At 42.4% G+C, this 23,727-nt stretch carries 29 protein-coding genes, 1 tRNA gene and 2 pseudogenes; 18 read left to right on the top strand and 14 right to left on the bottom strand.

The window, feature by feature from the left end; genetic code table 11:
- Positions 1–251 precede the first annotated feature (251 nt).
- The 15 genes and pseudogenes from DWX00_RS14885 to DWX00_RS14810 all read left to right on the top strand — a co-directional run bounded on the left by DWX00_RS14885 (position 252) and on the right by DWX00_RS14810 (position 11,935).
- Positions 252–325 (top strand) — tRNA-Arg (locus DWX00_RS14885).
- Positions 326–651: 326 nt separating this feature from the next.
- A complete protein-coding gene (locus DWX00_RS14875) occupies positions 652–1,617 on the top strand; it encodes a ParB/RepB/Spo0J family partition protein (RefSeq protein ID WP_117762203.1) in 966 nt (321 codons plus the stop codon).
- Between the two features lie 14 nt (positions 1,618–1,631).
- Complete coding sequence (locus DWX00_RS14870; RefSeq protein ID WP_055160152.1) at positions 1,632–2,417, top strand: ParA family protein; 786 nt, start codon at positions 1,632–1,634, stop codon at positions 2,415–2,417.
- Positions 2,407–3,318 (top strand): ParB/RepB/Spo0J family partition protein, encoded by a 912-nt coding sequence (locus tag DWX00_RS14865; RefSeq protein ID WP_015514764.1) that lies wholly within the window; start codon positions 2,407–2,409, stop codon positions 3,316–3,318. The genes DWX00_RS14870 and DWX00_RS14865 overlap by 11 nt, the downstream gene beginning before the upstream one ends.
- Positions 3,319–3,396: 78 nt before the next feature.
- Positions 3,397–4,395: a DUF6017 domain-containing protein gene (locus DWX00_RS14860; protein WP_117762204.1), complete on the top strand. Its 999-nt coding sequence runs from the start codon at positions 3,397–3,399 to the stop codon at positions 4,393–4,395.
- A 9-nt stretch (positions 4,396–4,404) separates the two neighbouring features.
- A complete protein-coding gene (locus DWX00_RS14855; protein ID WP_008708038.1) occupies positions 4,405–4,701 on the top strand; it encodes a hypothetical protein in 297 nt (98 codons plus the stop codon).
- Positions 4,702–4,708: 7 nt separating this feature from the next.
- Complete coding sequence (locus DWX00_RS14850; RefSeq protein ID WP_117762205.1) at positions 4,709–5,113, top strand: hypothetical protein; 405 nt, start codon at positions 4,709–4,711, stop codon at positions 5,111–5,113.
- A 30-nt stretch (positions 5,114–5,143) separates the two neighbouring features.
- Positions 5,144–5,473 (top strand): DUF6070 family protein, encoded by a 330-nt coding sequence (locus DWX00_RS14845; RefSeq protein ID WP_106492073.1) that lies wholly within the window; start codon positions 5,144–5,146, stop codon positions 5,471–5,473.
- A complete protein-coding gene (locus DWX00_RS14840; RefSeq protein WP_055182928.1) occupies positions 5,463–6,923 on the top strand; it encodes a YcxB family protein in 1,461 nt (486 codons plus the stop codon). The genes DWX00_RS14845 and DWX00_RS14840 overlap by 11 nt, the downstream gene beginning before the upstream one ends.
- A gap of 196 nt (positions 6,924–7,119) precedes the next feature.
- Positions 7,120–7,227: pseudogene (locus tag DWX00_RS14835) on the top strand (TnpV protein); the annotation flags it as partial.
- Positions 7,228–7,403: 176 nt separating this feature from the next.
- Entirely contained in the window at positions 7,404–8,078 is a 675-nt protein-coding gene (locus DWX00_RS14830; RefSeq protein ID WP_025580965.1) for a response regulator transcription factor, read from the top strand.
- A complete protein-coding gene (locus DWX00_RS14825) occupies positions 8,066–9,247 on the top strand; it encodes a HAMP domain-containing sensor histidine kinase (RefSeq protein ID WP_025580964.1) in 1,182 nt (393 codons plus the stop codon). Before DWX00_RS14830 ends, DWX00_RS14825 begins: the two co-directional genes overlap by 13 nt.
- Before the next feature lie 83 nt (positions 9,248–9,330).
- Positions 9,331–10,395 (top strand): ABC transporter permease, encoded by a 1,065-nt coding sequence (locus DWX00_RS14820; protein ID WP_015521695.1) that lies wholly within the window; start codon positions 9,331–9,333, stop codon positions 10,393–10,395.
- Complete coding sequence (locus DWX00_RS14815; protein WP_015521696.1) at positions 10,396–11,055, top strand: hypothetical protein; 660 nt, start codon at positions 10,396–10,398, stop codon at positions 11,053–11,055. It abuts the gene before it with no gap.
- A 4-nt stretch (positions 11,056–11,059) separates the two neighbouring features.
- Entirely contained in the window at positions 11,060–11,935 is an 876-nt protein-coding gene (locus DWX00_RS14810; RefSeq protein ID WP_015521697.1) for an ABC transporter ATP-binding protein, read from the top strand.
- A gap of 73 nt (positions 11,936–12,008) precedes the next feature.
- Here the strand turns inward: DWX00_RS14810 and DWX00_RS20740 are convergent.
- Together DWX00_RS20740 and DWX00_RS20735 are read right to left on the bottom strand one after the other, a co-directional pair.
- Positions 12,009–12,065: pseudogene (locus DWX00_RS20740) on the bottom strand (hypothetical protein); the annotation flags it as partial.
- Positions 12,062–12,301, bottom strand: a complete 240-nt coding sequence (locus DWX00_RS20735; protein WP_333491578.1) for a penicillin-binding transpeptidase domain-containing protein — start codon at positions 12,299–12,301, stop codon at positions 12,062–12,064. The pseudogene DWX00_RS20740 and the gene DWX00_RS20735, both read right to left, overlap by 4 nt.
- 99 nt (positions 12,302–12,400) lie before the next feature.
- Here DWX00_RS20735 and DWX00_RS20220 point away from each other — a divergent pair, with 99 nt between their 5' ends.
- Positions 12,401–12,490: a DUF6219 family protein gene (locus DWX00_RS20220; protein WP_243038026.1), complete on the top strand. Its 90-nt coding sequence runs from the start codon at positions 12,401–12,403 to the stop codon at positions 12,488–12,490.
- Positions 12,491–12,545: 55 nt separating this feature from the next.
- Here the strand turns inward: DWX00_RS20220 and DWX00_RS14800 are convergent, their stop codons facing one another.
- The 12 genes from DWX00_RS14800 to DWX00_RS14740 all read right to left on the bottom strand — a co-directional run bounded on the left by DWX00_RS14800 (position 12,546) and on the right by DWX00_RS14740 (position 21,298).
- Entirely contained in the window at positions 12,546–14,153 is a 1,608-nt protein-coding gene (locus DWX00_RS14800; protein WP_097800099.1) for a recombinase family protein, read from the bottom strand.
- 134 nt (positions 14,154–14,287) lie between these two features.
- Entirely contained in the window at positions 14,288–14,479 is a 192-nt protein-coding gene (locus DWX00_RS14795) for a transposon-encoded TnpW family protein (RefSeq protein WP_005946147.1), read from the bottom strand.
- A 12-nt stretch (positions 14,480–14,491) separates the two neighbouring features.
- A complete protein-coding gene (locus DWX00_RS14790; protein ID WP_008402238.1) occupies positions 14,492–15,331 on the bottom strand; it encodes an ATP-binding protein in 840 nt (279 codons plus the stop codon).
- Positions 15,328–16,068: a phage replisome organizer N-terminal domain-containing protein gene (locus tag DWX00_RS14785; RefSeq protein WP_044945867.1), complete on the bottom strand. Its 741-nt coding sequence runs from the start codon at positions 16,066–16,068 to the stop codon at positions 15,328–15,330. Before DWX00_RS14785 ends, DWX00_RS14790 begins: the two co-directional genes overlap by 4 nt.
- Positions 16,058–16,252: a hypothetical protein gene (locus DWX00_RS14780; protein ID WP_006573562.1), complete on the bottom strand. Its 195-nt coding sequence runs from the start codon at positions 16,250–16,252 to the stop codon at positions 16,058–16,060. Before DWX00_RS14780 ends, DWX00_RS14785 begins: the two co-directional genes overlap by 11 nt.
- Positions 16,253–16,426: 174 nt before the next feature.
- Positions 16,427–18,046, bottom strand: a complete 1,620-nt coding sequence (locus DWX00_RS14775; RefSeq protein WP_044945864.1) for a relaxase/mobilization nuclease domain-containing protein — start codon at positions 18,044–18,046, stop codon at positions 16,427–16,429.
- A complete protein-coding gene (locus tag DWX00_RS14770) occupies positions 18,018–18,416 on the bottom strand; it encodes a plasmid mobilization protein (protein ID WP_040647222.1) in 399 nt (132 codons plus the stop codon). Before DWX00_RS14770 ends, DWX00_RS14775 begins: the two co-directional genes overlap by 29 nt.
- 439 nt (positions 18,417–18,855) lie before the next feature.
- A complete protein-coding gene (locus DWX00_RS14760) occupies positions 18,856–19,266 on the bottom strand; it encodes a hypothetical protein (RefSeq protein WP_015527903.1) in 411 nt (136 codons plus the stop codon).
- Positions 19,267–19,323: 57 nt separating this feature from the next.
- Complete coding sequence (locus tag DWX00_RS14755; RefSeq protein ID WP_005921293.1) at positions 19,324–19,521, bottom strand: helix-turn-helix domain-containing protein; 198 nt, start codon at positions 19,519–19,521, stop codon at positions 19,324–19,326.
- The gene (locus tag DWX00_RS14750) at positions 19,499–19,957 is read right to left on the bottom strand and encodes an RNA polymerase sigma factor (RefSeq protein ID WP_023921375.1); all 459 of its coding nucleotides are present in this window, start codon (positions 19,955–19,957) and stop codon (positions 19,499–19,501) included. The genes DWX00_RS14755 and DWX00_RS14750 overlap by 23 nt, the downstream gene beginning before the upstream one ends.
- 158 nt (positions 19,958–20,115) lie before the next feature.
- Positions 20,116–20,820 (bottom strand): zf-HC2 domain-containing protein, encoded by a 705-nt coding sequence (locus DWX00_RS14745; protein ID WP_015527904.1) that lies wholly within the window; start codon positions 20,818–20,820, stop codon positions 20,116–20,118.
- Positions 20,813–21,298, bottom strand: a complete 486-nt coding sequence (locus DWX00_RS14740; protein ID WP_008818014.1) for an RNA polymerase sigma factor — start codon at positions 21,296–21,298, stop codon at positions 20,813–20,815. Before DWX00_RS14740 ends, DWX00_RS14745 begins: the two co-directional genes overlap by 8 nt.
- Before the next feature lie 262 nt (positions 21,299–21,560).
- On the opposite strand from DWX00_RS14740, the gene DWX00_RS20215 reads away from it, so the two are divergent.
- Both DWX00_RS20215 and DWX00_RS14730 read left to right on the top strand, forming a co-directional pair.
- Entirely contained in the window at positions 21,561–21,743 is a 183-nt protein-coding gene (locus DWX00_RS20215; RefSeq protein WP_118595631.1) for a DUF6219 family protein, read from the top strand.
- A 210-nt stretch (positions 21,744–21,953) separates the two neighbouring features.
- Positions 21,954–23,195, top strand: a complete 1,242-nt coding sequence (locus DWX00_RS14730; RefSeq protein ID WP_118595630.1) for an IS256 family transposase — start codon at positions 21,954–21,956, stop codon at positions 23,193–23,195.
- Positions 23,196–23,727: the final 532 nt, after the last annotated feature.

Here is a 23,727-nt window from a genome sequence, read left to right as displayed (position 1 = left end):
ATAGCGTCCGCCTCCTAAGAGAAAGCCGAGGCATTCCCCAAAGGGAAAAAATGAAAAACAACTTTCAGTTCGAATCTATTCTGAAAAATGCTAATGGTGACAACAAAGCATTCCCCAAATTGGGGAACGTTCTAATGTTACCAAATCAAAAAAATCTGTAGATTGACAACTCGAAAAAGAGTTGATAATCTTATATATGGCCGAAGGGAAAAATCCTAGAAACCCAGTAAAATCAAGGGTTTGCGGCATGTGTCGTCATAGCTCAGCTGGATAGAGCACTCGCCTCCTAAGCGAGGGGTCGGAGGTTCAAATCCTCTTGGCGACGGGCTTCAAAGCGTTCGAAAATGTTAGCTGGATTAGCTGACAACGAACGCTTTTGTTATTTTCTAATCACGTTCGTGACACAAAATTCCATTCAAAATGATCAATTTCCAGCTAACGCAATCCGATTTTTGTTAGCTGACAGCTAATCAAAATTACCGGTTTGCAAACATGGGTTTTAAGAAGTCCAGCTAACATTTGGGTTCCGCTCCGTTGTCACCCCTTATTCGGGGATGTAAATCAGAGAAAAGGCGGGAAAAGAAACAATCTCTCCCAAACCTGCAAACATGAATTAGCTGAAACAGTATTTAATTCTATTAGCTACAGCTAATGGTCAAACAGCAATGTCTGTTTGGAACTTTACTATCTATAAAAGTTCCAGGCAGGCATTTTTTATTTTCTGAATCCTGGAGGAAAGGAGTCAAGATGACTGAGCCAAACAGACAATCAGGAGAAAACGAAGAAAGAATCATAGAAATTGAGATTGAGCGTCTTCGTCCGTTCAAAGAGCACCCGTTTCAAGTAAAAGATGATAAGGAAATGTTTCTTCTGCAGGAAAGCATTGAGAAGTATGGAATTTTAAATCCGCTAATCGTCAGACCAGTACCGGATGGATACTATGAGATCATATCCGGTCACAGAAGAAAACATGCTGCGGAGAAACTGGGATACCGTAAAGTACCAGTAATCATCCGGGTATTAAGTGAAGATGATTCCATTTTAAGCATGGTAGATTCTAATCTTCACAGAGAACGGATCAGCTACAGTGAAAAAGCTTTTGCTTACAAACTGAAGAATGACGTATTAAAAAGAAAAAGTGGTCGAAAAAAGAGCCAAGTTGACCACAAAACACCAAGAAAGCGGGCAATAGAAATCATCAGTGAAGATTGTGGTGATAGCCCAAAACAAGTGCAGCGTTATATCTCACTGACAAAACTGATACCGGAAATGCTGCAGAAACTGGATGATGAGATCATTTCTTTTTGTCCGGCTGTAGAGATAGCTGCATTAAGTGAAAAAGAGCAAAAGGAACTGCTTGTAGCAATGGAGTATGCACAGGCAATCCCATCACTCTCACAGGCCCAGAGGATCCGGCAAATGAGTAAAGAAAAGCAGTTGTCACTGGAAAAGATGGAAGAAATCATGTGTGAGGTTAAAAAGGGTGAAATCACAAGAGTGGCTTTCACAAACGAACAGCTACATAAGTATTTTCCGAATTCCTATACACCGGCAATGATGAAGCGGGAAATACTGGCACTGTTGAAATTATGGAAAAAAGAATCATGGGAAAGTTAAAGGAGGAAGAAATCATGTGTAAAGTTATATCCGTAGTAAACCAGAAAGGCGGCGTTGGAAAGACCACCACAACCGTAAATGTAGGCATTGGACTGGCAAGAGAAGGTAAGAAAGTGTTGCTGATTGACGCGGATCCACAGGGAAGTTTAACAGCAAGTCTTGGATATGAGGAACCGGATGATCTTCGCATCACACTGGCAACGATCATGATGGATGTCATCAACGAAGAAGAAATCTCTCTGGAAGATGGTATCTTACATCACCAGGAAAATGTAGATCTACTTCCGGCAAATATTGAGCTTTCTGCCCTGGAAGTAACGATGGGAAATGTTATGAGCAGAGAAATGATCATGAAGGAATATATCGATGCGATAAGATGCCGATACGATTATATCCTGATCGACTGTATGCCAAGCCTTGGTATGATGACAATCAATGCACTGGTCTCCTCTGATTCTGTGCTGATACCTGTACAGGCCGCATATCTGCCTGTTAAAGGACTTCAGCAGCTGATCAAGACCATTCTTACAGTAAAGAAAAGACTGAACCGGAAACTGGCGATTGAGGGCATTCTCCTGACTATGGTAGATTTCAGAACCAATTACGCAAGAGACATTGCATCGAGAGTACATACAACCTACGGAAGCCAGATTGAAGTATTTGAAAATGTGATCCCGATGTCTGTAAAAGCAGCTGAGACCAGTGCAGAGGGAAAAAGTATTTACATGCACTGTCCGAAAGGAAAAGTTGCCGAGGCATATATGAAATTGACACAGGAGGTTTTGAGTAATGAAAAATAGAAGTGGCGAAAAGATTAAACTGGCAAGTATTGATGAACTGCTTGGTGTGGTAAATGAAGAGTCAGCAATGGAGATAGAAATTAGTAAGATCCATCCGTTTAAGAATCATCCGTTCAAGGTGCTGGATGATGAAAAGATGCAGGATCTGGTTGAAAGTGTAAAGATCAATGGAGTACTGACTCCGGTACTGCTTCGCATGGATGAAAATGAAGAATATGAAATGGTATCCGGTCACAGAAGAATGCATGCAGCACAGCTTGCAGGACTTACGACTATTCCGGCAATCGTAAGAGAATTATCGGATGATGATGCCATTGTGGCGATGGTGGACGCTAACATTCAGCGAGAGGAACTGTTGCCGAGTGAGAAAGCTTTTGCTTATAAGATGAAATTAGCAGCTATGAAAAGACAAGCAGGAAGACCAAAAAGTAATTCTGGCCAAAATGACCAGAATTTAATAGGAACTGTATCTAGGGATGTATTAGCAGAGCAAGTTGGAGAAAGTTCTAAACAGATTCAGCGTTACATTCGCCTGACAGAATTGATTCCTGAACTTCTTGATCTGGTAGATAACAAAAAGCTTCAATTCACGGTTGCTGTAGATATCTCTTACATCGATAAGGAAGTACAGGGATGGATTTACGAATATATCTGCGACACAGGATTTATCAAACCAAAACAGATTGCAGCACTCAGAAATCAGCTGAATGATGGACCAATCAATCAGATCCAGATGTTATCAATTTTCAATAACTGTGTGATGGCAAAGAAAGTATCCCGGTCTCTTACTTTCTCAGAAAAGAAACTGACAAAGTACTTTCCGGATGATTATACAGCCAAAGATATGGAGCAGGTGATTGAATCATTATTAGAAAAATGGATGCAGGAACAGTCCTGTTAAGGATAGAAAATGCTAAGAAAACAAAGTCAAAGAAGTTTAAAAAGAGGACTTCTTAGCAGAAAATGAAAGGAGGAAACTATGGAGAAAAAAATGACATTTAATTATTTTTACGGTACCGAAGCTGATCAGTTCAGCTTCTACCGCATACCAAAAGCATTATTTACAGACAGTTATTTTAAAGATTTATCGAGCGATGCTAAAATTTTATATGGACTGATGTTGGATCGAATGTCTCTTTCCATCAAGAATCAGTGGTTTGACGACAAAAACAGAGCATATATCTACTTTTCCATCGAAGATATCATGGAATTACTGAACTGTGGCAGAAATAAAGCCATTAAATCCATGAGAGAACTGGATGACGAAACAGGGATTGGTCTGATTGAGAAACGCAGACAGGGATTTGGAAAGGTGAACGTTATCTACGTGAAAACCTTTATGCCTGAGAAAACAGATGAGAAAAAATTTGGAGAGGAATTAAAGAAGTTTAAAAAACAAACTTCTGTGGAAAATGAGGAATCTACAGAAGTTTACAATTCAAACTTCATGAAGTCCCAAAATCAAACTTCTAGAAGTCCCGAAAACAAACTTCAAGAAGTTTACATTTCAAACCCTAATAATACTAATCTTAGTGATACTGAAATGAATGATAATAAATCTAATCATATCATATCTGTGGATGAGAAAAGATTTGATAGCGATAATCACTCTGAGGATTATCAGGCTTATGAAAACCTTGTCAAAGAGACCATTGATTATGAATCACTGGAAGTAACCCATCATGACGATATGCGACAGGTAGATGAAATCGTGAACCTGATCGTAGAGACTGTGATGTGTAAAAACGACAAGATATTGATTGCCAGCAACTGGTATCCGGCATCACTGGTGAAGAAAAAATTTCTGATGTTGACCTATTCACATATCGAGTATGTCTTACACTGTATGAGTGGTAACACCACAAAGGTGAAGAATATCAAGAAATATTTGTTAGCAGCCCTGTTTAATGCACCGTCAACGATGAACGGGTATTATCAGGCAGAGGTGAACCATGATATGCCAGGACTGGTAAGATAGGAGGTGCACATGTTTATTTTAAAATTTGCTGGGAAGATATTATTACTGCCAGTATGGCTGATCCTTTTTGTGATCGGCCTGGCAGTAAAGATGACAGTACAGACTTATGCGGTTGTCAGAGGGATCCTTGGGTTTATATTCACTTTGTTGATTATAGCAACTGCATACTGTTACCATGACTGGGTACAGGTTGCATTTCTGTTTTCGCTGAGTGTAATTCTGTATCTGATCCTGTTTGCAGGAGTGTTCGTAGATACTGTACTGGACATGACAAGAGAACGTATTATTGATTTTATTATATCGTGAGGAGGATATGAAAATGAGCGAAAACAATGATTATATTCAGTTACCACCACTTAAAAAAGACACACCGTCCGATGTGGTAGCATTTATGTGGGAGTACATGAAAGTACCGGAGGATTCAAGAGAAAAAGTTAAGAATCTGCTTAAAGATGCAAATGAAAATGGCGTAAAATTAAGTCATCAGGCACCAACACTGTATGATGTTGTCCCAAAAGAAGAAATTACTGAATTTGAAGAGCTTATACGCAAAACCATAGCTGACATTGTATCAGAAGCCAGTAGCATTGCCTGTTGGGTGTATGTGCAGAAATATGTGAAACAGAAAACTCTTGACGAAATGCTACAAGAATTGCCAGGAGCAGGCCAGTTTATCATTGTCATGGATACCTGGTTCGAAAGACTGATGGCGGAATAATGGATGCTATGATAGAATAAAGAAAACGATTTGAAGTGCAAATCGGAATTTGATGAAGAAGCAAAAATGTATGCATGGGCACCGTTGGGATGTGGTAATTATGCCCCTAACTTTTTTGGGACTTCTGTGCCGGAGGTGGTGGAAGTAAGAGAAAATCCAGATGGTACGGTTACATTAACGGTAAATGCAGTATGCGACATGGTTATCTGTGATGATGCTCTTATTACGCATGATTTAACAGTGAAATTCAAAGAAGATGGGAGTTTTCAATATTTAGGGAATGAAATCCGGAAAGAGGATAGAAACAATGTCCCGGAATATCAGTATCGTGTGAAGGGAGAAATCAAGAATGGTAGTTGAAGAATTTCATGATCAGAAAATTATATATCACTTAAATATAGACGAAGAAGTAAACAATATTTTAATGCATCTTAGTTCGTTAAAAACTATAAAGACTAATAGAGTAATCAAAGGTACAACTTTGGTGGGTGCTTTTTATATCTTTTCTTTAGCATTTTATTCATACTTGTTTCATATATTATTTGCATGGATATTTTTATTGTTAAGTATTGGATTTGCTGCAATAGGTTTAAGTGTAGAAAAATTACAAAAAGTATTTATGAGAGCAATCATAAATAAAGAAAAACAGAAAATGAATAATGAGCGAAAATATGTGTTTTCAAAAGAAGGTGTGGATATAGTCACACAGGCTGGAGCTACACATAATTATTGGAGTTCATTTGTTAATAAGGGAGAGATTGAAAATCATATTTATTTGGTTCGTAAAGACAATAAAGTTATATTGATCAATAAAAATGTTCTATCTGAAAATGAATTACTGTTGCTTAGAAGTTTTATTCAAGATATAGAAACAGAACAGTTAGAAACGGAAAATAAAATGTCTTTTAAAATGAAGGCATTGGTGGTTGTTACGATGATTACTATTATTGTTTCATTGATATATACTGGCATTAAAATCGGATATCCTTTATCAAATGGAGAGATTTTTCGTTTATGGTTTATAAGAACAGTTCCTATCATACAATTTTTAATTCTACAATGTTTGAATATTATATGGACGTGTGTTTTGTCTAGGACAATAAAGAAGAACAAAAAGAAATCTTTATTGAAAAGAATTTTTTTATGGGCAGTCGGAATAATTGTAGTGCTAACAATGGCATTGGGGATATTTGTGACCATGTTAAATGAAGATTCAGAACATTATAATAGTAATGGAACCGTGATAGTTAAAACTCCTGTGTGGTTAGATAAACCATCGTATAGACTGTATAAAGAAGAAAATATTCTGGTTCTTCGGTTCTTAAGAAATGCAGATGGAATAGATGATATAAATGCTTCAACTACACAGCAGGAATATATAGATAAATATATAGCTAAAAAGTATGGGTATTTAGAGAAAAAATCAGAACATCAAGATGACGATAAAAATGAATCACGTCAAAACGATATGACAATCGAAAGTCAACAAGATTCAAAAAAAATCAAGAAAATAGACGAAGGCTATCAAAAAATATATCAAACCTATATAAAGGAAACTGATGCAGAATATAGAAAAGACTATAATGCAAAGGGGTATAGCTATATTGTTACCTACGAAGATGAAACGCAGATTAGATATCTAATGTATGATCGTGATAATCAAGAAGGAACAAAGACTCAATATGTGTATTATAAAAATATAAAAAGTACAGATGGATCATGGAGTATGATGGATGCTGAAATTTTAGATATGTACCAGTATGATTACGAATCAAAAGAGGTAAAGGATTTACAAAAGACTTCCTGGTAAATTTAAAAAGAGATCCATTGAATATGAATAGTTACTACATCTCTGGAAAGCCTTGATAAGGTTTTTCAGAGATTTTTCTTTTTATTGGCTACATCTGCCAGTTGGCTACTATCTGGGACTGTTGTTCCGTTGATAAGATTTTCAAGTTGTTGTGCGACTTCGGCTTGTTTGTTTGGATACAGATGACTATAAGTATTTAAGGTTTGAAAGAATTGTAGAGCAGATGAAACAGGCACAGGGGATCACGGAACAGTTAAAGGCAGAAAATCAGATGGAATGGGTAGCGAGAATGAACAATATATAATCGTGTGCAAGGGAGATTGTGGATACAGAGATGGTTTATCAATAATGGAAATAAAATGAAGGAGAAAAGGCGGCAGTTTAGAAAGGCTGTTGCCTTTTAGGAATTGTTGTTTATTTGTTGTTTTTTATAAGCTATACTATAAGGAAAAGATAACATTAGAGCCAGAGGTGAAATTTATGAACTATAAAATTTTAATGGTTGATGATGATAGAGAATTGCTAAAAATGCTGAATCAATACTTTACATTGAAGAATTATACGGTAATGATTGCAGAAAATGGCATAGAAGCAATGGAAAAGATAAGTGCAAATCCCGATATTATTTTATTGGACGTAAATATGCCGGGAATGGACGGAATTGAAGTGTGCAGAAGAATCAGAGATATGGTTTCCTGTCCGATTATTTTTTTGACTGCAAAAGTAGAAGAACAGGATCGAGTAATGGGATTGTTGTCTGGTGGTGATGATTATGTTTTAAAACCATTTAGTTTGAAAGAATTAGATGCTAGAATTATTGCCCATTTGAAACGTGAAGAACGTTTACATAGGAAAAAAGAACAAAGGTTTTATGGAGAATTAGTGATTGACTATGCCAGTAAATGTGTACATATTAAAGGGAATGCTTTAGAGCTTACGAAATTAGAGTATGAGATCATAGAATTTTTGTCTATGAACCCTGAAATGGTATTTGATAAAGAACGAATCTATGAGAAGATTGGCGGATATGATGCAGAAGGGGACAGCCGGGTGGTTACGGAGTTGATTCGCAGAATCCGCAAGAAAATGAAAATGTATTCGGAACACGAATATATTGCAACGGTATGGGGGAGGGGATATAAATGGGCAAAATAAAAAATCTTTCGTTAAGGAAAACCATTGTTTTGTATATGATAATTAGTTTAATAATTAGTTTTTATCTTTCAGCACTAATTATGCGAATAGCAAGCACAGTACAAAACAACATTTGGTGGAATTATGTAGACCAAGAAGAATATTTTGAAATGGCTGAAGGGGATGGTAGAAGGTATTTGCCAGATGTTCCGAGACCACATTCTTATGAAATGAAAGAATTTGATTATCATGTATCGGAAATATGTGATTTTCTTCAGACATTTACAGTGCTTATCGTATCTGTTGCAGGGAGTATTATAGCGGTATTTCTTTTTTATAAGCATAAACTGAAATGCCCTATCGAAGAATTAGAACTGGCTTCCCGACAAGTTGGTCGAAATAATTTAGATTTCCATATCACTTATGAAAATGAAGATGAGATGGGCGGATTGTGCAAAGAGTTTGAACGAATGAGAGGACAGCTGGCAGAGAATAATCAACAGTTATGGAAAATGCTTGAGGAAGAAAAGGCTTTGCGGGCTGCCATTGCACATGATATACGTTCTCCGCTCTCTGTGCTGGAGGGGTATCAGGAAATGCTTTCAGAATATCTTCCGAAGAAAGAGATAAACATGGAGCAAGCCTTAGAAATGGTAAATGAAAGCAAAAAACAGATTGAACGTATGGATATCTTTGTGGAAACTATGCGAAAGATGAGCAGTTTAGATACAAGGGAGTTAGTAGCAGAAGAAATTACCAGTAAACAGGTAGAAATAGACGTACGGGCAGAGATGAACGTGTTTAGGAAAAAATTTGGAAAGCTATATGAATTAGAATGTTCGGAAACAGAAGAAAAATTTTCAGGAGATAAGGAAGTGATTTTAGAGGTTATAGAAAACCTTTTGTCAAATGCCTTTCGTTACGCCAAGACAAAAGTGGAAATGGAAGTGTTTCTTACCTGTTCTGAATTACAGATCAGAATAAAGGATGATGGAGTGGGATTTACAATAGATAAGCAAAAGGCAACAGAGCTTTTTTATCAGCAAAATGTGAAAGACAGTTTGAAACATTCAGGAATGGGCATGTATATCAGCAGATTGTATTGTGAAAAGCATGGTGGTCAGTTACTGATAGAAAATGAAAAACAGAGTGGAGCTGTAATAACAGCAGTATTTCATCGGATTGCATGAGCGGTCCGATTTTTTTATGCTGTTGTCTTTTTGTTGTGATTTATATTTTATGATGTCTATAACGAAGGAAAGGAGGAATACGTATGATTGCTATTTTTAAAAGAGAGATTATGAATTATCTAAAGCGACCGTTATTTTGGGTAGGTGTTCTGCTTGTGATTTATGGTGTGTTTAATGCGACAAGTCCATATTTAACCACACATTATCTTACAACGGGGGAGAAAATCATCAATGATCAGTCCAACACTTCGGTTGAAGGAGAAGTGTATGAGGGCTATATTCCAGCCACGCCTGAAAAGCACAGAGAGGTATGGCATGAAAAGGTAAAAATAAAATTAACGGATGTGTTTGGATTGACGGATTCAGAAGCACAGAATGTCATTGAAAAGCTGGAAAGCATGAATTTAAAAGAGGCCTATGCGTATTTGGAGCAGGAATATGACTGGTACGGGGCAAGGTATTTATACGAGGACAGTACGTATTATAAGGGAACGGCAGAAGAAATCAACGCATATCTAGATAAAAAATTGGAAGATAAGACATTTTCTTTTTATTACGCAAGAAAATTTGCTGATTTTGCGGGTCTGTATATGGTGTTTTTTGCAATTATTATGTTGGCGGTTTTATTTTTACAAGATACAAAAAAGCATACTTATGAATTGTTGCATACAAAGCCTGTGACTGCCGGGAAGTATGTAATGGGAAAAGTGAGTGCAGGATTTACAATTTGTTTGCTTGTGCTAACTATTTTGAATATACTGTTTTGGGTATTGTGCCGCATCTATACAAAGGATAGTGGATTTGAAGTGCGACTATGGGATTTTGTGGCTTCTACGGTACTTTATATATTGCCTAATATGCTGATGATTGTGAGTATATATACATTGATTTCACTCATATTTAAAAATCCACTTCCGGGTGTACCACTTTTGATTCTTTATATGGTGTATTCCAATTTGGGCGGAACTAATGCAGAGGGAGTTTACGGATATTGGGGCAAACCTTTGGCAATCATGGTACGATTTCCGGGGCAGCTTTTTGATACGACACCGCCCCCGATGGCGCTCTTAAATCAAAGTTTTCTTATTATTGTATCGGTAGTAATTATACTGATTTCGATACAGATTTGGAAGCGGAGGCGAATATAAATGAAGAAGGAAATGAAGATTGTTCTGCCATTTTATAAAATTGCTTATGCAGTATCCTTTGTTGTAATTTTAAGTGTGATTCGTGCAGTTGTTTTCACGTATGAAATAGGACTATCCATAGAGCCGCCTTTTGCGATATTGACTGCTGTTTTTTGTGCAGATACTTATGTGCAGGAAATTACAAGCAACCGTTCCGAAGTTCAGAGACTGTATCAGATAAAAAAGAGAATCTATTCTATTATACAGAGACTGATGATACAGGGAACTTTTTTGCTGCTGCTCGCTGTTCTTGGATATGGATTGTTTTTTGCGTTTCAGAAACCAATTACACATCCAGTAACAGAAAGTGAAATACTTCAGTTTATTACCTGTTTTGGGGCGATTGTAGTAACTATTTTCTTTTGGGGAATATTGGCTAATACATTGTCTATGCTTTTTCGCAATATGTGGATGGGAATTGGAAGCAGTCTTTTGATATGGGTAGCAACAAATTCCACAGGTGGAGATAAACTTTTTGGAGCATGGAATCTGTTTTCTTATTCTTTTAGAGATATAGAAAATACTGCCGATATTACATGGCTGTATGGGAAAGGCTTGTGTATTTGTATCGGACTGATTTTGTTACTGGCATTGCCGAAGATCGTAAGAAAGAGAGGGTAAATTTATGAGTATTCATATTGAGGATTTAACGGTAAGATTTAAGAATAGTGTCACAGCAATCGACCATGCAGATTTAGATATACCGAATGGGATATTTGGACTATTGGGAGAAAATGGAGCGGGAAAGACAACTTTGATGAGAGTTTTGACCACTGTGCTTAAACCTACAAACGGAATGGTTACATTAGACGGAATTTTGTATAGCGAAGGAAACTATGAAAAAATCCAAAGAAAGATAGGGTATTTACCACAGGAAATTGAACTGTATCCTAATTTGACGGTTCAGGAGTGTTTGGAGTATATGGGAGATCTGGCAGGTGTTCCGAAAGCAGAATGTAGAAAGCGGATAGATTATTATTTGAAAAAGACCAGTCTTATAGAACATCGTAAGAAGAAAATGAAGCAGTTATCAGGCGGTATGAAGCGACGGGTAGGATTGGTGCAGGCGCTTTTAAATGAACCGGAATTTTTAATTGTGGATGAGCCAACTACCGGTTTAGATCCGGAGGAACGTATTCGCATCCGCAATTTGTTAGTAGATTTTTCTGAAAACAGAACGGTTTTGTTTTCAACTCATGTGGTAGAAGACTTAGCTGCCACCTGCAATCAGCTTGCAATTATGCATAAAGGTCGATTTCTGTATGCGGGTTCTATGAAGAATTTGACAGAAGAAGCACAGGGGAAAATCTGGATTTGCAAAGTACCTGATGAGAGAAAAGCAAGAGAAGTGGAACAGAAGTATCGTATTACATCTAAACAGTATGTTGAGGGGGGATTGCAGTTAAGAGTGATTTCTGAAATACAGCCAGAATTGGAGTGTATGTCAATTCCTGCAACGTTGGAAGATGCTTATATTTATGTGACGAATCAATACGAGTAGATAAAGCACCATCTGATGCTTTACTACCAGTTGCACGTTGTTCGCTTTGAATATTTGTGGAGAAAAAGTATGTATTATTTTGGCTTTCTATAAAACCTATAAACCAGCCATTTATATCCTGCCCGTTCACTCGTCCGGTTCCGGTTTTTCCATAAATTCTCCATTTTCAGAGGCGGTAAGATGGATGGAATTTTTGACGGCATGAATATTAGCAGGAGTAAAGTTGAAGTTGTTTCGATATAAATTTTTCAAAAGTTCAACTTGTTCTACTGGTGAAATCTTTAAGGATGACTGCATCCAGTAGGAAGAGAAATCTCCGGATATATTTTTATTGCCATATCCTATTTGCTGAAGGTATGAATTTATAGTGGAAGATCCGAGCTGCTTGTCGATTGATTCAAAATACCAGTTTGTATATATCTTTTAAAAGGTATATGATTAAGAAAAACGGCAGGAGGTATCTGAATGAAATCACATAAATATTGGTCTATCGGTGCACTGATTACAATGCTTGGAACTTTGCTTATGTGTGATAAAGAAGTAATAGAAGTGTAAAAAATTTTGCCTTTCCTATCCGGTACTTGTCTTTGGTATCGGATAGGGCAGGCGGTCATTCGGGCAAGTCCACCTTGCCGACGAAAGAATAGTAAATCTCAATATCCTGTCTGCGTGTGCCATTTTCATCGTAGCTGCACTCATGCACAACGATTTTCTCTACAAACTCACGTAAGAGGGTGTGGGTCAGTTCTTCAAAGTTCATGTGCTTGCGGACAATGTTCATAAACTTTTCTGCGTTTACGGTAGCTTCCTGTGCTTTGGAAAGCTCCGCCTGTATTCTGGCAACACGCTCTTTCAATTCCTGCTGTTCGGCTTCATAGTCTGCCGAAAGCTCCGTGAAACGCTCGTCAGAAATGCGACCGCTTACGCTGTCCTCATACAGCCGCTTGAAAATAGCGGAAAGTTCACCGATACGCTTTTCGGCAGCTTCCAGTTCCTTTTTCTTGGCGGCGTTCCGGCGTTTGCCGCCGTCCTCGTTCTGCTCGATCAGCAGCTTCATAAACCGGGCTTCATACTTTGCCGCATAGCTCGTCACTTTCCGTAGATTGGAGAGAACGCCCGCAGTCAAAAGGTCGGTGCGGATAAAATGTGCGGTGCAGTCATGGGTGCGCTTTTTGTAGTTCCCGCAGATATAGCAGTCCTGTTTCCGCTTATCGGTCTGGTAACGCTGCTGATACATGACGCTGCCGCAGTCCGCGCAAAAGAGCATACCAGAGAACAAGCCCACTTCATCATAGCGGTTCGGACGCTTGCGCTGTTTGCGTAATTCCTGCACACGCTCCCATGTCTGGGTGTCGATGATAGGCTCATGGTGGTTCTCGAAAATTGCCTGTTTCTCAATGGGATTTTCTATGCTGTGCTTGGTCTTGTAGGACGGTTTCTCCGTCTTGAAGTTCACCAAACAGCCCATGTACTCCCGGTTTTCAAGGATATGCACCACGGTATTTGTCGCCCATTTGCACTCATAGCCGGGGTGATAGCGGCGTGTGCTGCCCGTCCTGCGGTATTCCAGCGTTCCCGGCGTTGGGATTTCCTGCTCGGTCAGCATACGGGCTATCTTGGTCGGACCGTTCCCGGCAAGGCACAGACGGTATATCTGCTTGACCACGGGTGCGGCTTCCTCGTCAATGATGAAGTTTTCGTCCTCGTCCATGAGGTAGCCGTACACGGGTTTGCTCGTAACAGGCTTGCCGCTCATGCCTTTTGACCGTTTTACAGCTTTGATTTTCTTACTCGTATCTCTCACCAGCCATTCGTTGAAAATGTTCCGCAGAGGGGCAAAATCATTGTCGCCCTGTGCGCTGTCTACTCCATCGTTGATGGCGATAAAGCGGACTCCTTTTTGTGGGAAAATCATCTCGGTATACATTCCCACCTGCAGGTAGTTTCGCCCTAACCGTGACATATCCTTTACGATAACGGTAGCCACTTTCCCGGCTTCAATGTCCGCAAGCATGGATTGAAAGCCCGGTCTTTGGAAGTTCGCACCAGAATAGCCATCGTCCGTGTACCAGCGCAGATTGGAAAAGCCGTTCTGCTTTGCGTAGGTTTCAAGGATACGCTTCTGGTTGGAAATGGAATTACTTTCGCCTTGCAGCTCGTCCTCATGGGATAGTCTTGGATAAAGGGCAGTGATTTTCTGGGTGGTCTGTCTTAACATAAAATCCTCCGTTTCCGACAGCCAGCCCCACTATTCCGTATTTCGATTATACCACATGGGGCGGCTGTCTGTATAGCGGCTTCTGCTTCTTTACCGCCCGGTAAAATGACGATTTTTCTGTGCGGCTTGTAGCGTTAGGGCGAAAGCTGGGCTTTGTGTCCTGCGGCGGCTTCCGCCTCCAGCACTTTCATCATCTTATCGGCTGCTGTGTCGGTGGTATCTTTTTTGAAAAAGCCGGAAACGACAAGGACGGTGTTGCCCATGCGGATCTCTGTCACGCAGTCCGGGCGGCGTTCCGGGGTGGTGTTCTGCTTGTTCTCTGCCATAGGCAACTCCTTTCATTTCATCAATTCTTTTAGTCTGTTCAGCTTGGCTTGCGCCGTTTCACGGCGGAAGTTCTCTCCCGTAAAGAGGATAGGGGCGCACATTTCCAAAAGGCGGTCATAAATCCGGGCATGGGCGGTGTCCAGCGGATTTTGCAGGCTGTCCAATGTCAGATTGGTGGTAACGATTAAGGGCTTGCGGCTGCGGTAGCGGCTGTCAATCACATTGTAGACCTGTTCTAAACCGTACTCTGTGCCGCGCTCCATTCCAAAATCATCAATGATAAGCAGAGGAAAACGGCAAAGACGCTCGATATACTCGTTGCGCCCCTCAAAGCTGGCGGTCAGGTCATTCAAAATCGCAGAGAAGTTCGTCATGCGGACAGCGACTTCCTGCTCCATGAGGGCATTAGCGATACACCCGGCAAAATAGCTTTTTCCTGTGCCGACCTTGCCCCATAGCAGATAGCCGATATTTTCCTCGCGCATGATTTCCCAATGCTCCACATAGAAGTGTGCAATCTCCATTTGCGGGCATTTCCCGTTGTCGTTGGCGAAAGTCCATTCCTGCATGGTAGGATTGGTAAATCCCCGGCGTTTCAAGTCCTCCACGGTGTCAAGGTGCTTTCTGCGCTGTTCGGCGGCTTCACGCTCCAAACGCTGGGCTTTCTGGCAGTCACATTCTGCCGGGTGGCGGTCACGCCCAAACAGGGCGGCTTGCTTTTCCGGGAAGTAGGCTTCTTTCGGAGTGTGACACTTGCCGCAGTAAAGCAGTCCGTCCTCGCCCGTGTAGTCCTCCGGCTGTGGGGTAACAGCCGCCATATTCAAAACTCGTTCTGTAAACAGATTACTCATAAGCTCTCGCCCTCCTTGCAGGCGTATTCGGGTATGCCCTGTTTCGGGGCAGCCTTTGCGGTATCGTCTGCCGCCCATCTGCGGATAGTGGCGGCGTGGTTTTTATATTTCTTGCCCGTGGACGCGATATAGCCGGAAAGCCGCTCAATGTAGTACGCCCATTTTTCGGGCAGCTCCGCTTGCAGTTCGGAAAGCTCCGTATCAGTCAGAAATACATTCTCATATCTGCCATAGCTGCGGGCGATGGCTTGTCCCTTTAACTCTCCCTCTTTTTCTAACTCTATATCTATCTCTTTCTTTATCTCTATCTCTGGTGGACGAATGTCGGACAAATGTCCGCCATTTGTCCGCGGCGGCAAAAGTGCCTTATTTTCAAGCCTTGCGGCGCGTTTCCGTTCCGCTTCGGTAGAGGATTGACCGATCATCAGCTCGATGTCGGTCATATAAAGCAGCCCGCAGTCAAGCTGCTCCACAAGCCCTAACTGCTGGAAGATGGCTAATGCCCGTTCCACCGTCCCGATTTGGTGACGGGTCAGCGTGGCTATCATCTGGGCGGTATAGGGGATATGCTCGTCAAGCTGCAATCTGCCGCCATTTTTCAGCGATTTTAAGTACAGCTTCAAGAGGATATTGGAATACAAAATCCCGTCTTTCATGTCCTCCAACAGCACAATGGAATCGCTGTCGAAGAAGTTTTCTTTCAGTTTGAGGTAGTAATATTTGCGGTTATCTGCCATTGGCGGTGTCCTCCCTGTGTTTCCATCTCTTAGAGAAATACCGGGGGCAGAGGACGATAATCGCCCGGAAGCTCTGCTTGCAGCCGTGTGTGCAGCCCCGGCAAAGGTCATTGTAGGTAATACGGTTTCGGTGGTTGAGGAAAAAGCTCCATTCCAACCGCCGCTTTTTGCTCATGCGTGGCATTTCTCGCTCCTTTCTGCCGTTTCCGCTGGTATAAGCGGATAGGTCGGTAAAAATGTAGTTTCTCGGTGTCATTTTCGGGGATTTCCTGCGCTGTGCACCCCGTTTCAAAGGTGGGCAGTATTGCGGATAGGGTGCAGGGCATATCCCCGTTTTGGTATCGTTTCGGGGCGGTTTTTAACGCTCATGTTCGTGCTTTTTCTCTCTGTCTTTCTCGCCTTGCAGGATTTGAGAAAGATTGCTTTTCACGGTATGCAGCTCCTTGACACGGGCTCTTTTCTCCCGGTATTCGTTGTAATGGGCGTTCTTTTCGGCGGTAAGCCGCTCGATTTCCGCTTGCAGGGCTTTATGGCTTGGCAGCTTGGAAACGCCATGCGCCCGAAAATAACGGGTGGCTGCGTCCGCTATGATAAAATCGCTTTCGTGCCGTTCCCGGTAGGCGCTGCGGGCTTTTTCCGTTTTCTGCGCTTTCAGACCGTCACGGGCAGGCTTGGTCTTGGCATAGGCAAGCACCTGTGTCTGAAGCTCCTTTTTCTCCCGGATAGCAGCGTCCAGGGCTTTCAGCTTGGCGGTGCTGTCCTGTAAATCCGCATTGGCGGATACAAGGGCTGCGTCCAGCTCCTCCGGCGAATAGCCGTACTGCCCGTAGGCGGCAACGGTAGCCGCCATTTGTTTCAGATTGTGGACTGCCGCCCAGCAATCATAGCCCGCGCCCTTTCCCTCCGCTCGCTTCGCTGCCCGGTCAACCATGCGCTGAATACCGTCCTTTTCCGGGGTGGTTTGGACAGCTTTTTTGCCCTGCAAACGCTCCCTTATGTTGCGGGGGTATTCGGGTACGGTTGCGGTCTGCTCGGCGGCTCTGTGGGCGTTCTGTTCCAAAAGGGCAAGAACGGCAGCGCGGTCAAAATCATCTCCCAGCTTGCGGGCGGTAATGGGCTTTGTCCTGTCCGGCGTGAGGTAGGATAGCCGCCCTCGGCTCTCCTTGACAGTCACGCCCTGTTGCAAGAGAACGGCGGCGAACTCGCCATAGCTTGCGGCAGAGGACAGCGCGGTGCGTATGGTCTGCCGCAATTTTTCCTTGTCTGTTTCAAACTTCGTGGGCTTGGCTGGCTGCTCCTCGGCTGGCAAGGCAGCAGCTTCCTTGTCCAGCTTTGCCTGCCCTTTCCGCTGCGCCCAATACTCACGCTCGGTAATGCGGTTTTTGCTGCCATGCAAAAGGTCGATTTGATAGAGATTTTCCCGGTGGCACAGCTCCATGACTTCGGCTTTGAAGTATTCCATCGCCGCGTCTGTGCAGCGGTGTTTGCACCCGGTGCGGGTGTCTGCCGGTCTGTCCATGTAAGGCAGGAACGGAACTTCCTCTATCCGCAGAGAATTGATAACGATATGCACATGGATATTGCCGCTGTGGTTGTGTCCGTCCGGGTGGGTGCAGACAATGGCTTGGTGTCCGGGAAACTGCTTCCGGCAAAATTCCTCGCCCAACGCCTGCGCCCGGTCTACGGTCAAACCGTTGTCCACCGCGTCCCGTGGGTCAAAGCTGATAATGTAGTGGTGGCTTTTTACATCTTCCCGCTTCTGGTTCTTCCCATAGCGGAGATTGGAGCGCATACAGGCAACGGCAAAATCCTCGTCGCCGCAGTTCAGCGTGGCTATTCGATAGTCCTCCCTGAGCATGAGCCGCCCGTTTTCATCAAGGGTGGGCTTCATGGTAAACTCGTCATGTTCAAAGGTGAGGTACTGCTCGGCTGCGCCATAATCCGCATTTTTAGAGCTGATATGTTTGAATGTTGCCAACAGCGTCACCTACCTTTCGCAGGACTTCAAACTTCAAGGCAGCAAGGTCAGAAATGGCGGCGCGGACTTCAACGGACAGGGCGTTGTATGGTGTGCCGTACTCGTTGAGGGCGCGGGCAATCTGATTGAGGTTGCCACCGATTTTTCCGTATTCGGCGGTCAGCCTGCCAACGGCGGACAACAGTTCATCATTGACCGGGGAAACGGTAACGATGGGGCGAATGGTCGCCCGTGTAATGGCTTGCCGGATAAATTCGGCTTGGCTCATGTCATAGTGTTTCAGCCGCTCGGTAAAGTCGGCGTATTCTTCCTCGGTCATGCGGGTTTTGACCACATGGCAGCGGTGGGGTGTGTTGTATTTTTTCTTCAAGCGTTGACCTCCTTTCTCGCCCGACAGGGCGCATGAGCAGGGTTTGGGGAAGGCACTCCCCAACAAGATTTACCAAAGGGGCAAAACCGCAGATATGCGGATTTTGGCACCGTGGTAGAATCTTGCTCTAAAAAACTACCGCTTTCCTCGGCGGCTCTGGTTTGCGGATATACTGGCTTGCTCCACCAATATAGCGATTGCGGCGGCGTGTTCTGCCCGCTGTTCACCACTACAACGGTGAAAAGGGGGCGTTTTGGCAAACGCAGCGAAAATTTTTTTATTTTCCCTGTCTGCTCCCTACAACAATCCGGCGGTGTGGTTTGCCAAAGATTTTTGAAAATGGGCGCAAAAAAAGCAGTAAACCTTTTCAAGATTTACTGCTTATCTGCCGCTGTGATGGGCGGCGGTATTAAATTGTCAGCCGTTTTTCAAATGGAATTTATCTGCAATCGCTTTCTTTCCGCTTTCCAATTCCTTTTCTGTAATCTTCCATAATCCTAACGCAATGATCTGCTATCTTTTGCATTCCGAGTTCTTCAAAAAAGGCAATTTGTATTTTCATCAGTTCTTCACAAACAGTCAACTTCTGCTCATCCATATTGCTAATAGCAAGCCATGGGAACGCTTTATATTTCTTAGTGTCCCCAATGAGAAAATTGTACCCTATCAACTCATTTTCACGGAAAACGAAATAGAATTGTGGGCCTGAACCTGGAACTGACTTTTCCATAATTTGCTGCATTGTTCTCACGCCGCCGTATGCCGGAAAAAAACCTATTCGCTCAAGAGCATTTAATATGTCAATCCTTTTATCTGTGGGTATGTCTCTATAATTGATAATCTGTTCCATTTGCTCTACCCTCATTGAAGTTTAATTTGTCAGGCTCTAATTATACAACTTTTCTGTTTAGCGGTCAAAGCGGAACTTCAACAGGCTTTCTATCAGTTGCCTGACGATATGCTCCTGCATATCCGTGTTAATCTGTCCGTCCATTTTCGCACAAGAGCGGACATATCCCGCATAATGGGATAGGACGGCGGCAACAGCTTCCGGGTCGCCCTCGCTTGCCTTAACGATTGTCTCATAGGGAAGTAGCTGGCTCATAGGACAAACCCTCCAACTCTGCCCGTAGCCGCCGTAAAATCATCTGAATACGCCGCCCGGTTGTGTTGCCAGCCCGTCCATATCTCCGTCCAATCTCCCTATGCGTCAATCGTTGGAAGTAGTACAAGAAAATGATTTCCTGTTCCATCTGTGATAGTGCGGACAGGGCTGCGGCAAGCTCTGGACTTTCCAAAAGCACCATCTGACCACAGACGAAAAGCGGATAGCTGGTCATGCCGGATTGCTCCGCAAAGTATTTATCTGTGGTACTGAATGGATAGTGTTTTTCTTCTATCAGATATTCAAGCGAGATTTCCCGCTTGCGGCGGCTCCGTATGCTCCGGGCTGCGTCTATGGCAGCGTGGCGAATAACAGTCTTGCAAAAGGCATCGTGTGTATGCCGGATATGTTCTTGATACTTTTCGTGTTCGGTCATGGAAAATCCCCCTTTCTGAATAATGGCAGAGGGCGGCAGCATCTTGTGCTGTCGCCCTCTTGATTACCGAACAGCAAAGACGGGCGGGGCTGTCAACGGCGGCGCATTTGCGCCGTTCATCTTGACCGTTGACAGGCTCGGCTGGGTTTGCTATCTGCTCACGGCAATTCACTCTCATTGATAGGAATTGCCTCAAGTTCCGTATTCAAATTGTTCCAATAAGAGCCGATATCCGCACTTGTGAAATACTTAAAACCGCCTGCTGCTGACTTCAATTCGCCGTTTTTAACCCCATAGCAGGCGTAAATCAAATCGTAGCTTGTTCCATCTGAGAGGTTAAATCTAAAGCTGGTCACATCTGCTCCGGCAGTTTCCTCAGTCGTTTTGTCTTTTAGGGATAAGCCCTTGAACTTATCATACAGGGTCTTTATATCATTTTCAGCAACAACTACTTTCTTTTCTGCTGATGCAGGCACTCCGTCATAGTGGTACATTTCAACGTTTTCGACATCTTCAACCTCAAATGGGAAGTCGATTTTGACAGGCTCATAAGCAATGTTTATAGGTAACAGAAAGAGAGCTGTAAAAATTGCAATGATACAAAGAGCGATGGAAACGAGAACAGCAATCGTTATCTTTTTTCTGCCTCTCTGCTTTTCTTTTGCCTCATGGCGCATAATAACGCTTTCGCTTTCTTCGTGAAGAACATCTTCGCTCGTGTGAGAAAGCAATTTCTGATAAATTGCGTTACAGTCAGCACAGGCGTTCAAATGCTCTTTTACCATCTCTGCGCTTGCTTCGCTGCAAGCATCGTCAACATACAGCGGAAGAATATCTCGAACAATATCGCATTGTTTACTCATGCTTTTCATCCATCCTTTCTTGAATTTTTAGCTTTGCACGATGATAAGTAACTCTCGCCCATGATTCTGTTTTTCCAAAAATTGCAGCGATTTGTGAAAAAGATAGTTCCCCGAATACGCGAAGCTGAAAGACTTCTTTGTATGGTTCTTCCAAACGGTGAAGAACGAGGTGTATGCGGAACGCCATGTCAGAATCTGCAACTGAGTTCTCAACATTTTCATTTGATGGCAAGTCATTGATTTCACTCACATCAGCTACTCGCTGACGGCTTCGCATTTCATCATGGTAAAGATTTTTTGCTATGGAGCAGAGCCATGTCAATTCATCTGACTTACCTTTGAATTGTGATGTTGTAGAAACAGCCTTATAGAATGTGTTCTGCGTGATTTCCTCTGCTATCTCACGATTTTTGGCAAGAGAAATAGTATACGAGTATACCTGTAAATAGTAGGCTTTATAGAGTTTTTCATAGTCCATACTTGTCATCACCTCCTTCAGCTTCATAGGTTAGACGGAGAAATCGGAATTTCGTTACAAAGAAGTTTGAAATTTTTATACCTTTACGCTACTCTTGCTTTGTGCGGACTATTGGTAGACGCGCATTAACGGCAAGTAAAGAGATTGCTGTGTCAGCTTGATATGTTCAAATGCTAATTAAGTATAGCATACAGCTATGAATTTTTCTATTGCGTTCCCCTGACTTCGGAATAGTGGCAGGGCTGGCTATCCTTGTTTTGCTTTGTGCTTCTCTACCGTACATGAGCATTTTTATACAGGTTATAAGGGATCAAAAGAAGGCCATAAGTACTTTGCAGCAAGTTCTTTGCTTTGCATGATTATGGCTATTTATACAGGACACAAGATGATTTCTGGTAAAAGTAGGAAGAAAAAAGAAGTTTCAGTAGAGAGTGTTGAAGATTAAAAAACAAAATATTTTAATAAATAACGCCGGTGCGGGATTTGATATCCAGTACTGGCGTTATTTATTCTACAGGGGCTTGGGGGTGTAGCCACCAAATATACTATTCGTTTTCTGCTTCGGCAAGTTTGAGAGTATGAAACTTTTTCTGTAAAATAATGTTTATAAGGTTCTTCTATGATACAATAAATATCATTAGGAGGGCCTTTTATTATGGCAAGACAAAAGAAACCTGTACATCGTGTACAAATGACAGAAGGAAAACGAAACATCATCCATCAGCTCCTGGAAGAGTACGATATCCAGTCTGCAGAAGACATTCAGGATGCGCTCAAGGATCTTTTAGGCGGCACCATTAAGGAAATGATGGAAGCTGAAATGGATGATCATCTTGGTTACGAAAAATCCGAACGCTCAGATAATGATGATTATCGCAATGGTTATAAGCGGAAACAGGTCAACAGCCGGTATGGCTCGATGGAAATCGAAGTGCCACAGGATCGCAAATCAACGTTTGAACCACAGGTTGTGAAAAAACGCCAGAAAGATATTTCCGATATTGATCAGAAGATCATTTCCATGTATGCCAAAGGAATGACTACCAGGCAGATTTCCGAAACCATCGAAGATATTTATGGCTTTGAGACCTCGGAGAGTTTTATTTCCGATGTAACCGATAAGATCCTGCCACAGATCGAAGACTGGCAGAACCGGCCGTTGGACGAAGTCTATCCCATTCTCTACATTGACGCAATTCACTATTCCGTAAGAGATAATGGTGTGATCCGAAAGCTTGCAGCTTACGTGATTCTTGGAATCAACACGGAAGGAAAGAAAGAGGTTCTGACCATCAGCGTTGGCGACAACGAAAGCGCAAAATACTGGCTTTCCGTTATGAACGAACTGAAAAACCGGGGTGTCAAAGATGTATTAATCATCTGTGCAGATGGTTTAACCGGCATCAAAGAAGCAATCGCTGCTGCTTTTCCAAAAACCGAGTATCAGCGCTGTATCGTACACCAGGTAAGAAACACACTGAAATATGTCCCTGACAAGGACAGAAAAGCATTTGCAGCGGATCTGAAGACCATTTATCAGGCCGCAGATGAAAAGAAAGCGCTGGCAGCCTTAGATCGTGTAACTGAAAAATGGTCTCCCAAATATCCGAATTCCATGAAACGCTGGAAGGATAACTGGGATGCCATCTCTCCAATTTTCAAGTTTTCAACGACGGTCAGAACGGTGATTTATACCACCAATGCGATTGAATCCCTGAATTCCACCTACCGGAAGCTGAATCGGCAGAGAAGCGTATTCCCAAGCGATACGGCCCTTTTAAAAGCGCTGTACCTGGCCACTTTTGAGGCTACGAAAAAATGGACCAGTACGATTCGAAACTGGGCGCAGGTATATGGCGAACTGAGTATTATGTACGAAGGTCGTCTTCCAGAATAACGAGTAAACCGACGATCAAGACAGGCGGAAAACCGCCTGCTCTTGACATGCCATTCAACAACTGTTATATATAAAACAAGGGTGAAAAGCTCAAACTGTAAGCTCACCACCCTTGCATATCATAGTAGAATCTTATTTACAGACTTTTTCTCACAGTCTCGGATTAGCTGACAACGAACGCTTTTGTTATTTTCTAATCACGTTCGTGACACAAAATTCCATTCAAAATGATCAATTTCCAGCTAACGCAATCCGATTTTTGTTAGCTGACAGCTAATCAAAATTACCGGTTTGCAAACATGGGTTTTAGAAAGTCCAGCTAACATTTGGGTTCCACTCTGTTGTCATCCCTTATTTGGGGATGTAAATCAGAGAAAAGACGGAAAAAGAAACAATCTCTCCCAAACCTGCAAACATAAATTAGCTGAAACAGTAGTGAACCTCACATGACTAAAGCCACGTGCTTCCGGCCGCTTTAGGCGGCAGACCAAATATCGGCGGATACGCCTGTTACTTAGATTTTGCACAGATA

The sequence above is a fragment of the Blautia sp. AF17-9LB genome, assembly GCF_003479185.1.
Taxonomy (GTDB): Bacteria; Bacillota; Clostridia; order Lachnospirales; family Lachnospiraceae; genus Fusicatenibacter; species Fusicatenibacter saccharivorans.
Note: the sequence above shows the minus strand (reverse complement) of the source record. Positions and strands in the feature narration are given on the sequence as shown.